13 protein-coding genes are annotated in these 13,075 nt (G+C 41.3%); 7 read left to right on the forward strand and 6 right to left on the reverse strand.

Features of this window, described 5'->3' with window-relative positions; genetic code table 11:
• Positions 1–141: 141 nt before the first annotated feature.
• The 4 genes from QZR76_RS12855 to QZR76_RS12870 are packed head-to-tail and all read left to right on the forward strand — an operon-like array spanning position 142 to position 5,436.
• Entirely contained in the window at positions 142–1,092 is a 951-nt protein-coding gene (locus tag QZR76_RS12855; protein ID WP_294143212.1) for an ROK family protein, read from the forward strand.
• Positions 1,093–1,119: 27 nt separating this feature from the next.
• Complete coding sequence (locus QZR76_RS12860; protein ID WP_294143213.1) at positions 1,120–3,228, forward strand: GH92 family glycosyl hydrolase; 2,109 nt, start codon at positions 1,120–1,122, stop codon at positions 3,226–3,228.
• Between the two features lie 15 nt (positions 3,229–3,243).
• Positions 3,244–3,972: a 2-C-methyl-D-erythritol 4-phosphate cytidylyltransferase gene (gene ispD / locus QZR76_RS12865; protein ID WP_294143214.1), complete on the forward strand. Its 729-nt coding sequence runs from the start codon at positions 3,244–3,246 to the stop codon at positions 3,970–3,972.
• 42 nt (positions 3,973–4,014) lie between these two features.
• On the forward strand, positions 4,015–5,436 hold the full coding sequence (locus tag QZR76_RS12870) for a capsule assembly Wzi family protein (protein WP_294143215.1): 1,422 nt from the start codon (positions 4,015–4,017) through the stop codon (positions 5,434–5,436).
• Here QZR76_RS12870 and QZR76_RS12875 read toward each other — a convergent pair.
• Positions 5,429–6,487 (reverse strand): glycosyltransferase family 9 protein, encoded by a 1,059-nt coding sequence (locus tag QZR76_RS12875; protein WP_294143216.1) that lies wholly within the window; start codon positions 6,485–6,487, stop codon positions 5,429–5,431. The two genes, QZR76_RS12870 and QZR76_RS12875, sit on opposite strands and share 8 nt — an antisense overlap.
• On the reverse strand, positions 6,480–7,097 hold the full coding sequence (locus tag QZR76_RS12880) for a DUF4254 domain-containing protein (RefSeq protein WP_294143217.1): 618 nt from the start codon (positions 7,095–7,097) through the stop codon (positions 6,480–6,482). Before QZR76_RS12880 ends, QZR76_RS12875 begins: the two co-directional genes overlap by 8 nt.
• A gap of 261 nt (positions 7,098–7,358) precedes the next feature.
• Here QZR76_RS12880 and QZR76_RS12885 point away from each other — a divergent pair, with 261 nt between their 5' ends.
• Genes QZR76_RS12885 through QZR76_RS12895 form a run of 3 tightly spaced genes read left to right on the forward strand, consistent with a single transcriptional unit; the run spans position 7,359 to position 10,214 of the window.
• Positions 7,359–8,417: a histidinol-phosphate transaminase gene (locus QZR76_RS12885; protein WP_294143218.1), complete on the forward strand. Its 1,059-nt coding sequence runs from the start codon at positions 7,359–7,361 to the stop codon at positions 8,415–8,417.
• 10 nt (positions 8,418–8,427) lie between these two features.
• Positions 8,428–9,162 (forward strand): phosphocholine cytidylyltransferase family protein, encoded by a 735-nt coding sequence (locus QZR76_RS12890; protein WP_294143219.1) that lies wholly within the window; start codon positions 8,428–8,430, stop codon positions 9,160–9,162.
• A complete protein-coding gene (locus QZR76_RS12895) occupies positions 9,162–10,214 on the forward strand; it encodes a CDP-glycerol glycerophosphotransferase family protein (RefSeq protein ID WP_294143220.1) in 1,053 nt (350 codons plus the stop codon). Before QZR76_RS12890 ends, QZR76_RS12895 begins: the two co-directional genes overlap by 1 nt.
• Position 10,215: 1 nt before the next feature.
• Here QZR76_RS12895 and QZR76_RS12900 read toward each other — a convergent pair whose 3' ends face one another.
• From QZR76_RS12900 to QZR76_RS12915, 4 genes are all read right to left on the reverse strand, one after another.
• Positions 10,216–11,022 (reverse strand): lipopolysaccharide kinase InaA family protein, encoded by an 807-nt coding sequence (locus tag QZR76_RS12900; protein WP_294143221.1) that lies wholly within the window; start codon positions 11,020–11,022, stop codon positions 10,216–10,218.
• A complete protein-coding gene (locus QZR76_RS12905) occupies positions 10,967–11,458 on the reverse strand; it encodes a dihydrofolate reductase (RefSeq protein WP_294143222.1) in 492 nt (163 codons plus the stop codon). The genes QZR76_RS12900 and QZR76_RS12905 overlap by 56 nt, the downstream gene beginning before the upstream one ends.
• Before the next feature lie 133 nt (positions 11,459–11,591).
• A complete protein-coding gene (locus QZR76_RS12910) occupies positions 11,592–12,386 on the reverse strand; it encodes a thymidylate synthase (RefSeq protein WP_294143223.1) in 795 nt (264 codons plus the stop codon).
• A gap of 46 nt (positions 12,387–12,432) precedes the next feature.
• The gene (locus QZR76_RS12915; RefSeq protein ID WP_294143224.1) at positions 12,433–13,074 is read right to left on the reverse strand and encodes a class I SAM-dependent methyltransferase; all 642 of its coding nucleotides are present in this window, start codon (positions 13,072–13,074) and stop codon (positions 12,433–12,435) included.
• Position 13,075 lies beyond the last annotated feature (1 nt).

A 13,075-nucleotide genomic window follows, 5' to 3' on the forward strand; every position in this document is an offset into this window, starting at 1 on the left:
AAGACACAGTTTTTTTTCATAAGTTTGTATGTTTAGGTTAGTAGTTAGTAATTAAAAATAAGAGATCGCCCCATCGGTCTCTTATTTTTTTATTACTTTTAACCTCAGAAAGGAGAAACATATAACTCAAACAGAATAACCATGCAAACGAAAGTTTCACTCGGAATCGATATCGGAGGTACTAATACGGTTTTCGGCATTATTGATCAAGCGGGCAAATGTTACGCTGAAGGAACGTTATCAACTCAGGCTTACAATAATATCCAGGACTTTATAACAAAATTGCATGCCGATATCTCCACTCAATTAAACTCTTTGGATATCCTTCCTATAGGAGTGGGTATCGGTGCACCGAACGGTAATTATTATAACGGAACTATCGAACATGCTGCAAACCTGTATTGGAAAGGCATTATTCCGATCGTTGAACTTATCGAGAAAAAATTCAAATTACCGGCCGTAGTGACCAATGATGCGAAAGCCGCTGCCATCGGAGAGATGATCTATGGCGGAGCCAAAGGAATGAAAAATTTCGTGGTGGTTACCTTAGGGACCGGACTTGGAAGCGGTATCGTGGTAAACGGTCAATTGGTATATGGAAACGACGGTTTAGCGGGAGAGTTAGGACATACGATAGTACATCCCCACGGAAGAGCATGTAATTGCGGAAGAAGAGGATGCCTGGAAACTTACGTGTCTGCTACCGGAATCAAGCGAACAGCCTGTGAGTTGCTCGCCACGGAGAACATCGAAAGCCAATTACGAGATATCCCCTTCCATCAATTAACGGCTAAAAGAGTATATGAAGCAGCTGAAAAAGGAGACCCTATTGCATTAGAGGCGTTTCAACATACCGGAGAAGAATTAGGGAGCGCATTAGCTAATTTAGTAGCTATTACCAGCCCGGAAGCCATATTTCTCCAAGGAGGAGTAGCCAACGCCGGAGAATGGCTATTTAAAACTACCCAGGAACAAATGGAGAAAAATCTACTCCACGTTTACAAACAAAAGGTTAAAATTCTACGTTCCTCTTTACCAGTAAATGCAGCCATATTCGGTGCCTCTGCCTTGGCATGGAATGAATTAGGTTAGTCCTATCAATATCGTAAAAACGAAACTATGAAAACAAATCTTCTGTTGCTTTCTTTTTTATACTTACTAATCAGCACCAGCTGTAGCAAAGAGCGCGAGATTCCCATAACCGATCTCGTTAACCCTCTTATCGGCACAAACGAACAAGGAGGTTGTTTTCCCGGGGCGGCCTATCCTTTCGGAATGTTACAACTCGGTCCGAATACTGTCAATACTTCCGGAAAACCAGGGTATCTATACAAAGATTCCGTTATATCGGCGTTTTCTTTTATTCGTCCGGTTTCCCGGACAACGGAAAAACACCTCGATATAAAGATACTCCCCACGGTTAAAAAGCCTCGTCCGGGAGAAAATGCCGTTCATTTTATTCGCTCCTGTTATTCCAGTTTCTCTCACCAGAACGAACAGGCAGAACCCGGCTATTATAGTGTTACGCTTAAAAACGGAATTAAAACAGAGTCTTCTGTTACCGAACGGTGTGGCATGCAATATTATCAGTTTCCCACGGATGCCAATTACGGATTGGTGTTGGATATGGTAACCCCATGTGAAGAAGGAGGCATACAAGAGACATCCATCAAAAAAGTAGACAACAGAAGTATTCAGGGATACCGGAAATACACCCAAAACGACCAGACCAAGCGCATTTACTTTTTTATCCAATTTTCACAGGATGTAAACGTATGGGCAGGCAAAGATTCGCTGCAACCAATTGCCAACGGGCAAAGAATCACAGCCTCTCAAAGTTACGCTTGGATCGATTTCGGACAAATCACCAACAAGATTATCGCAAAGATCAGTATCTCTTCCGCCAATAGTGACGGGGCTATTGCAAATTTAAATAAAGAAATGCCCCATTGGAGTTTCGATAAAGTAAAAAGAGATGCCAAACAACAATGGAGAAGAACACTTTCCAGAATAAAAATAAAAACGGAGAACACAGAATCGGCTAAAATATTTTATACAGCCTTGTATCACGCTTACTTAACTCCATCCGTCTATTCGGACGTACACGGGAATTACGCGGGAGCAGACGGGGAGGTACACTCTGTAGGCAAAGCGACTCAATATAAATTAGCTCCGCTACAATATACTTCCTGGACTCAATACCCGCTATTAACCATTACCCAGCGGGGAAAGGTAAACGAAATCATTCGGTCCTTTCTGATCCACTACGATCAGACCGGTATTCTTCCTCGCGGGATCAATCCACAACAAGCCATCGGGAATCCGGCCATATCCGTTATTACGGGAACTTACTTAAAGGGAATCCGCAATTTTGACATTGAAAAAGCCTATGAATCCATCAAAGCCACATTAGCCAGTCAGTCACCGGAACTCAACGCATTTCGCCAATATCACTTTATCCCCGGTGACCTGACAGAACATTCCGTTTTAAAGACTCTAACCTATGCCTATGACAACTGGTGTGCGGCACAGATGGCAAAAGCATTGAACAAAGAGGACGATTATCTCTTTTTTATACAATCCTCCCGAAATTACGAGCAACTATTCGACACGACAACGGGATGGGTAAAAGAAAAAGATAAACATCACTTATTCAAACAAACTGACAACTCTCTGAGAAACACATGGTTTATCCCGCACGAGATAGAACAACTCATTAATATCCAAGGAGGAAAACAGGCTTTTATCGATAGGTTAGACAGTCTGTTTACTTCAAAGGACAGTACTCTCCATTACGAACAGGCTTACGGTCCATTGCAACACACCCCCTACCTGTTTAGCTACGCGGGAGCACCGGAAAAGACACAATACTACATCAACCGGATCAGAAAACTCTACTCCAATACACCGGAAGGATTGCCGGGAAACGACAATTACGGTCAATTATCTACCTGGTATGTTTTCTCTGCCATCGGATTTTATCCGGTAAACCCTTGTAACGGCAAATATCGATTGGGAACACCCTTATTTGAAAAAGTTGTTCTAAAGCTTGGCCAAGACAGACGTTTTATTATCAAAGCCAATAAAGAAAACGATCGATACATATATGTAAAAGAGGTATTATTGAACGGAGATCCCTTAGATCGCCCCTGGATCACGCATGAAGAAATCCTTCGCGGAGGAGAACTGGAATTTATACTGACGGATCAACCTTCCACAAACTCGTAAATACAAAGACTTATCATGAAGCGCATTGGCGTCATATTAGCCGGAGGTTCCGGATTAAGAATGGGAAATGATATCCCAAAACAATTTTTAAAAATCGCCGGGAAAAGCGTATTGGCTCACACGCTTTCCGTCTTTCAGACACATCCCGGTATAGACGAAATCATCATTGTTATTCACAAAGATTTTATCGCCCAAGCCCAACATATTGTCGACACGGAAGGCATTCATAAGGTAAAAAAAATCGTACCCGGCGGCAAAGAGCGTTATCATTCCACGCTGGCCGCATTAGGCTCCTATACCGATGAAAACGTACTTTTTATCATTCATGATGCCGTTCGCCTGTTAGTTTCCCACTCCATCATTCATCGAATTATCGAAAGCCTTCATACCTATAAGGCGTGTACTACGGCCATACCGGCAACAGACACCATCGTACAGAGTGATTCAACCGGACAGTTCATCGCCGCAATACCTCAACGTCAGACTTTGTTCCATGTCCAAACTCCCCAAGGGTTTCACTCGACCACTCTGAGGGAAGCATACCGACTGGCACAAAACGACCCCCATTTTACCAGCACCGACGATTGTGGAGTAGTCCGTCGTTATTTTCCCGACATCCCGATTAAGATCGTGGAGGGCTCCCCAGCCAACGTAAAATTAACCTATAAAGAAGATATCCCGGTAATAGAAAAACTTCTTTTGGCAAGAAATAACACGGATTGCGAGGATTATATCGATTTTTAGATACCTTTGCGAGTCGTACTGTGTATAAATGAATTTTTACAAATGAGAATCGCAATCATCTTATTAGGAATAATTTTATTTCCGGGTGTTATGTGTGCCCAAAAGAGAAGTATTGAATATAACACCTCCCTTTCCGGTTTTATCTCGTCTAAAAACGAATTACCTTTCTGGATGATCTCCAATCGTCACGGCCTTATTCCCAACGGTAAAGGAGGTTTATTGGAAGCCGGCATTTTCTCGGATTTCAACAGTAAACATAAGATCCAATTCGCTTACGGCTTTTCCGGGGCCGCCTATCTTTCCCAAGCAGAAAACAATATATTGGTCGACCAACTTTACGTTAGCGCCAAATGGAGAAAATTTCGACTGGACTTAGGAATGATTCATCCGGAAGAAGAGTATAACGGGGTTTCCTCCACCAACGGTAATTTCGTTCGTTCCGGTAATTCCAGAACCATGCCGGGCTACAACCTTAGCAGCGAATACATCTCCATCGGAAATTTCTTTGCCTTTAAATTCAATTGGGCCGATTACCAGATGATCGATGATCGCTATGTAAAAGATACCCGCTTGCACAACAAATCTCTATTTGTTAAATTCACGATTCACCAACGGATCGAACTGATCGTAGGTCTGGAACATTGGGCTCAATGGGCCGGGAAATCTCCGGTATACGGGAAACAACCCTCTTCATTCAAAGATTATTTACGAATTGTCGCCGCCAAGGAAGGTGGTTCGGATGCAAGCCAAAGTGATATCATTAACGCTTTGGGAAACCACTTGGGCAGAGAACATCTACGCATCAACTACCTGGGAGACGACTATACCCTGACTTTCTATCACGATATTCCGTTTGAAGACGGTTCGGGTACCGATTTCCGTTCTTTCCCGGACGGGACATATAATTTTTATTACGGAGCCAAAAACAAAGAACAATGGATCAGCGACATCATGTATGAATTTTATTATACCAAATACCAATCCGGCTCCCGTCATGACCGACCCGCCACCCCCGAAGAGATGGAACATCAAGATCCTAACAGTCCGAGCTACGGTAAAAAAATATTAGGAGGTTGCGACGATTATTTTAATAACGGTGAATACCGGAGCGGCTGGACCCTATATCAACGAACCATCGGTTCTCCCTTTATGTTATCCGACATGGAGAAAGGAGGTTTGGGAATCTATAACAATCGGGTTATCGCCCACTATATAGGCATAAAAGGAGCGGCTTTCCATAAAGTTCCCTATAAAGCCATGTTATCTTATTCTATCAATTACGGAACTTATTCCAAGAAATTCGACGGCTCCTATCGTGAATTCTCTTTCGGTTTGGAAGCCCGGCTACCCTTACAACATTTACCCGTAAACATAGATACCGGTATATACGGAGACTTTGGGAAAGTATTCAAAAACAACATCGGGCTTACCGTAAAGATCAGCAGAAAAGGATTCATCAAATAATTCCGGATTTCGGTGTCAAAAATTTATCAAGCATGGGGTGTAACCTTGCCCAAACCTCTTCGACGGTAATTCTCTCGAAACGTTCCTTATCCGTCAGGCTCTTCCACTCGTCCGGGGAGATCAAATCCCGGGAACTGATCCCCTGGTTACACTCGGTCGGGTTAGGCAACCATTTGGTCTTATCCACCCAAGGCGGATAAATAGCAAAACTATGAACTTGCAAAGCCTGAGCGATATGCCGGGGACCTCCTTCGTTACCAAAAAAGAAGTCAGCCTGCAAACACATGGCAGCCAGTTTTCTTATAGAATCAGCTGCAATATGAACAAAAAGATGCTTGTCTTCTTTCATCTCCCGGAACAACTGAAAAGCGGCCTCCTTTTCCTGTTCGTTATAATTGAATATCAATTGGGCATCATAAGTTTCAATCATCAACCTCAATACCTCCTTCATTCTCTCCATGTGCCACGCTTTTCCCTTTACTCGCGTGAAGGGAGTACAGATAATTACCGGTTTGGAAAAATCAATTCCTTTCTGTTTCATAAAAGAATGAAAATCCCGGCTCTCTTCCGAAGTAACGTATAACCGAAAATCAGACACGTATTCCAGCGGTTTCAATTGTTCCAACGGCTTTAGCAACAGCAAATTTCGTGAGACTTCGTCCAACGTCTCGTCCTTTTGATTGGCAATCCGGTAATTATGGCCAATGAAAGAATAACTTTTCCGTGTTCCGATACGGTATTTTGTTTTCAAAGAAAACCAGGAAAAACACAAGGAAGTAAGAGTCGTACGCGTGTCTATAATCACATCGTACTTCTCCTTTCGCATCAATCGCCAAACCCGTTTCAGATAACTCCCGACACCGTCTTTTCCTGAAAAAGAGATCACTTTATCTATATCGGGATGATGCTCGAATAAGGTATTTATCGGATCATATAAGAGATAATGAATCTCTGCTTCCGGAAAGTTTTTACGAATGGTACTGCAAATCACGGTTGACAATACGGCATCTCCGATCCGACGAAAACGAATAATTAAAACTTTATTAATCATCCTCCTCCATCTTTTTATATAATACGGGATTCAACATCGGATCATTATACATCTTCATCTGCTTATAAACCTTCATGTACTTCTTACCCGATTCGATATCTGCCAATAGTTGGTCGACCGCCACTATCAAATCCTGACGCTGGCTCTTCAAAACCTCCAATTTCGATTGACATGCCTCTATGTGGGCAGGAGGAACATCTATTCTTTCAACTTCCTGTTCCATATGGTAGATCTTAAGAGCTAAAATAGAGAGACGATCCAAAGCCCATGCGGGACTTTCCGTATTCAACGTAGCATCCGGCCTCGTCTCCACGTTTTTATATTTCTCTAAAAACCAATCGTCGATTCTCTCAACGATATCCGTACGAATTTGATTCAACACATCTATCCGACGCTTTATCCTTAATGCTTCTTCCGGAATAATCTCCGGATCCCGAATAATATCTTCCAGATGCCATTGTATCGCATCTGTCCAATTTTTCATATACAAATGATAAGCAATATTTTTTTCGTCATATGGATTGACTACTCTCGCTTCCACTTCACCTTTAAGATGATAAGCATGCGTTGCATCATCAAAAACTTTATAACTCCATTCACTAAATGACATCTACACTACGAATCTAACAAATTATATATATAAATAACAAAATTATAATTTCATTCCATAATATCGGCACACACGAATGTTAACATTTATTATTTATGTCAAATACGCACCCCGTTTAGTTACATGTTCTCTGTACTGAAAGAGAGCAGTTATTTTGGCGTATTAAATTATTTCATGTAGTTTTGCATGTTATTAATAAATGCTTTTTTCATTTTAAAGCAACTATTTGTTTGAACGTTTTGGAAACCATATAAAATAACCATGGAGAATAAGATAACTTACCTTGATCGCAATGAATACAATTACGGTCCTGCACCTGAAATTGGAGAAGTATTAAAAAATTTCGATCCCAATAAATTATGTTTTTATACCCGCATTTACGATGAAGGGAAAAAAAGTATATTATCGGACTATATCTCCGTTCTTTACGGGGTCCCCGAAAAACAAGTCATTTTAGGGTATGGTGGAGAAGATATCTTAAAACAAGTAGTACATTGCTTTTTAGCTGGCGGCCCCAAAGCTAAAACACTACTTATTCCTAAATTCTCCTGGTGGTATTATAAATCTATTGCCGACGAAGTAAACGGACGTACCATTTTTTATCCTTTATACGAAGAGGGCGATACCTTTAAGTACGATATCGATGGAATGCAAAAAATCGTTGAACAGGAAAAACCGGAAATGATTTTAATTGCATCCCCGAACAATCCGACAGGTAACTCGCTATCGGAAAGCGAATTGGATAGAATATTATCTTTTATCGATAAAGATACGGTTGTCGTTATCGATGAAGCTTACGCTTCATTCGCCAATAAAGATACCAGCTACATCAAACCTTTAATCGAGAAATATCCCAACCTCCTAATCGTCAGAACACTTTCCAAATTTTACGGATTACCCGGGTTACGCTTGGGTTTTGCCTTTATGGGAAGTAACCTGACTCCATTTCTGAATTACAGTACCAAATACTTAGGATACAACCGGATTACGGAAGAGATCGGAATCGCCGTATTTAAAGCCAGCAATTACTATCAACACATTGCGGACTTAATGGCAGAAGATCGAACAACATACAGAAAAGAATTAGGGGTTTTGGATGGTTTTAAAGTATACCAATCCAATGCTAATTTTATCCTCGTTAAATATCCGATTGCCCTGAAGGCTGAGCTCCAGAAAGCATTAAAGGAAAAAGGGTTGATTGTAAAATTCATGAACGAAGAAAACATCAATACGCATATGCGGATCACACTCGGTACTCAAAAACAAAACCGCCTGGTTATTGATACGATAAAAGAAGTAGTAAAGAATTTCAAATTGTAAATTCATCTTCATGAAAGCTGTCATTCTCGCTGCCGGTATAGCTTCTCGTCTACGTCCGCTTACAAACGATAAACCCAAATGTTTACTGGAGATCGGTAATCGTTGTCTGTTAGAGCGGGCCATAGACGGATTACTTTTACATCAGGTAGATGAAATTATCATCGTTACCGGTTATTTAAAAGAATTGATCGAGACATTCGTGAAAACGAAATATCCGGCTTTGTCGGTTCAATTCATTTATAACGAAGTCTACGCGAGTACCAATAACATTTACTCATTATGGTTGGCCTTACCGGCAATCCTACATGAAAAAGAATTTTTACTACTCGATAGTGATATTCTCTACGATCCGGAAATAATCCGGTTATTACAGGAATCCCCTTACGAAAATAGTCTGGCTCTTGACGCTCACCATCTTGGAGAAGAAGAGATTAAAGTGATTACCAACGAAAAAAATCAAATTATAGAGATCAGCAAGACCTGCTCTATCGAGAAAGCGATCGGGGAGTCGATCGGGATAGAAAAAATCTCCGGCTCTTACCTTACGGCTCTTTACGGGGAGTTGTCTCAAATGATTACGGTAGAAAAACTGGACAACATCTTCTATGAACGGGCTTTTGAAAGGTTGATTCCGCAAGGATATTATTTTTATCCCGTCAATACCAGTAAATATTTTTCCATGGAACTGGATACGGTGGAAGATTTCCGGAATGCAGTAAAACAAATACCCAAACACCTATTGTAATGAGAATCGTATTATTTTGTGAACAGAAATATGCCATCAATATTTTGCAACCGATTGAAGAGGAAACAAAACAGGAAGGCGGACATGAATTATTATGGTATGTTCATCAAAAAAATATTCCTGATTTTCCCTTACAAAACGAGACCCGATGGACCAATAGCATACAGGAAGTTTATGATTTTTCACCGGAAGCCATCTTTGTTCCGTGTAACATTGTCCCCTATTACCTACCGGGAGTAAAAATACAGATATTTCACGGTTATGCCGCAGAAAAAAAAGATCATTGGGTGATCCGTCGCTATTTTGATACTTATTTTACCCAAGGGCCTTTTTTTACCCGGGGGTTTATGGCTTTGGCCCAAAAATACAAGGATTTCGAGGTAATCGAAACGGGCTGGCCCCGCCAGGACTGGATATACGCGAACCTGCATGCTTTCGATAAGGAGAAAAAAGAACTTTTGGGAAAATATCACAAAAGTAAGCTCGTTCTCTACGCTCCTACGTTTTCACCTTCACTAACCTCTCTTCCTTTCATAAAAGAGGGGTTAATCAAATTAACAGCAGAAAAGGACATTCTGTTGATTTTAAAATTTCATCCTCTCACCCGGCCGGAATGGATGGAAGAATACAAAGCAATAGCCGAACAACACGAAAATATTCTCTGGATCGAGGATCACAATATTACCAAATATCAATTGATGGCCGACGTTATGATCAGTGATACCTCTTCTACTGTATACGAATTTCTTTTGCTGGACAAACCGGTAATCACCTATAAAACTATAGCCAAAGACATTTACTGGCAAGATATTCAGCAAGTGGAAGAACTTTCCGACGCCTTTGAAAAAGTCCAGCACGACGAAGAATATATTAACAAGCGAAAATGGATCATTGAAAATTACGATCCCTATTTGGATGGGAAAGTAGCACACCGTATGCTCGATGCCGCCAGAGATTATATTGCACGGCACGGAGTCCCCCCGTTCCGAAAACTCAATTTATGGCGTAAATACACAAGTATTAAAAAATTTGGAAAAATACGGAAGCAATAAGCTAACATCTGCTCTTTTTAGCCCGTTTTTTTTGTTTACGTTTCAACACTTTAGCATCGTGTTCATGAGTCCATTTCTTCAATAAAACGGACATTTCCCCGCTATCTCCCCCTGTTAACCGGGCATACTCATCGGCAATAATGCCGATCATCCCGTCGTCTGCATTCAAACGATAGAAATTTTTTAATCCGACTAAAGGAGAAATCGATTTAAATTTCATCCGGTTCAAATCGATCAGATAAAAATGATAACCATCGTCCTCTTTTTTTATCAAGGTATTACCGGGCGAATGATCCAGAAAATAGATCGAATTCCGGTGAAGCCGATAGGTAAACCGGGTAAACTCCCTTAATATCAACTCCATATCGGCAGGATGTTTTTTCTTCAAATCCCTGAATTCGTAATCAAAATCCACTTGTAGAGAGATATAATAACTACGGGTAATTCCCCAACTATTTTTATATAGAATATACGCAACAGGATCAGGCGTTCCGATACCCTTCTCAACCAACCTGTTGGCATAAACAAAAGAGCGCTCGGCCTTACTTTTCCGAATATAAGCATAAGCAAACCGATTCACCCAGTTGGGTATTTTGTAAGATTTGACATTTAGCCGAAGACCGTTTACCTCCAACACCTTTATCACGTTCCGATCAGCCTCCAACACTTCCCCTTCCCGCTCGAAACGTCGGGGAATATCCAGGATAAACGACTCTAATTCTTTGTACTTGGGGTTAATCCGGTAAATCATTTTACTCTTTTTTTCTCCGATAATTGATAAACGAATAGGCAAATTCATTTTTTTCATCTGCCGGAAAATCTTCCTGCTTTTCTTTTTCCCAACGTTCGCTATCCACGGGAGGAATCTTCGTATCTCCGTCACACGCCGTATGAACAACCGTCAAATAAAGACGATCGGCCCGATCCCACAACTCCCGGTATATCGTACCGCCACCGATAATAAAAACTTCCTCCTCATCCTTTGCCAATTCCAATGCCTTTTCAATAGAGTCTGCCAATTCACATCCTTCCGCAACAAATGCCGGATTACGGGAAATAACGATATTCCTCCGGTTGGGTAAGGCCCGGCCCATAGATTGAAATGTCTTCCTTCCCATCACCACCGTATGTCCCGTGGTGATCGCTTTAAAATGCTTCAGATCTCCCGACAAACGCCATATTAACCCGTTATCCCTACCGATAACATTATTTTCTGCTGCTGCTACTATTATTGATAAAACCATATTAATTGTAGATTGACGATTAACAATTAGAGTAAGAGATTAAAAAATTCCGTGATTTAGAGATTTAGTAAGGTTTTAATTACAAAATCACCTAATCCTAAATCATAAAATCATTTATATGATTTATAATCTATTAAACTGCTATTTCTCCTTTTATATGGGAATGCGGATTATAATTCCGCAATTCAAAATCCTCATACCGGAAATCGAATATGGATCTTACGGCAGGATTAATCACCATCTCAGGCAAACTCCTCGGCTCCCGGGATAACTGCAATCTTACCTGTTCGATATGGTTCAGATAGATATGAGCATCTCCCAATGTATGTACAAATTCACCCGGCTGCAAATCGCATACCTGAGCCATCATCATGGTCAACAGAGCATAGGATGCAATATTAAAAGGAACCCCCAGAAAAGAATCGGCACTCCGCTGATACAGCTGGCAGGATAATTTTCCGTTTGCCACGTAAAATTGAAAAAGGGCATGGCAAGGAGCCAACGCCATATTCTCAATATCCCCGGAATTCCATGCACTCACGATTAACCGACGGGAGTCCGGAGTATGTTTAATGTCCTCTATTACCTGCGAAATCTGGTCCAGATGAGTACCGTCAGGACGAGGCCAGGAACGCCATTGATAACCGTAGATATGTCCCAAGTCCCCGTTTTCATCCGCCCACTCGTTCCATATCCGTACACCGTGCTCCTGCAAATATTTCACATTCGTATCTCCCTGAAGGAACCATAATAGCTCATATATGATGGATTTTAAATGCAATTTTTTAGTTGTCAGTAAAGGGAAACCGACCGACAGATCAAAACGCATCTGATGTCCGAAAATGCTAATCGTACCGATACCGGTACGGTCCGTTTTTTCAACCCCCTCTTTTAAAATTCTGTCTAATAACTCTAAATATTGTTTCATATTCCATGAAAATTTGAGAATAAGCTTACTTTCTGAACAAAGATATTTATTTTTTTCGGATCAACATCAGTCCGTGACGAATGGGCAGTAAAATATTCTCTACACGAACATCCGACTGGACAAGAGCATTAAAATCCAATATTCCTTTCGTTTGGGCATCAGGATTTTCTCCAGGTTTCAAAACTTTTCCGTCCCACAACACATCATCGGCAATAATAACTCCCCCGGGGCGCACCCGATCAAACACCAAACGGTAATAATCGGAATATTCCCGCTTATCAGCATCGATAAATACCAGATCAAAAACTTCATCTATCGTTGGAATTACCTTTCGGGCATCTCCCACGTGAAAAACTATCCGATGAGCCAAACCGCTTTTTTCTATATATTCCCTGGTAAAATCTTCCAACTCGTCGTTGATATCGATGGTATGCAAACGCCCCTCTTCCGGTAAACCCGAGGCCATAGCAATGGCCGAATACCCGGTATACGTTCCTATTTCCAATATCCGCCGGGCACCCATCATCCGGCAAATCATCTTCAAAAATTGTCCTTGAAGATTTCCGGACAGCATCCTGGGACGCAGCACATGAAGAAAAGTTTCACGCGTCAAGTCCGATAACAAAGGGTCCTCCGCCTCGCTATGGGCCAAGATATACTGTTCCAGTTCCGCATTCATCTCTAACATA

Source organism: uncultured Sanguibacteroides sp., from assembly GCF_900543425.1.
Classification (GTDB): domain Bacteria; phylum Bacteroidota; class Bacteroidia; order Bacteroidales; family Marinifilaceae; genus Gabonibacter.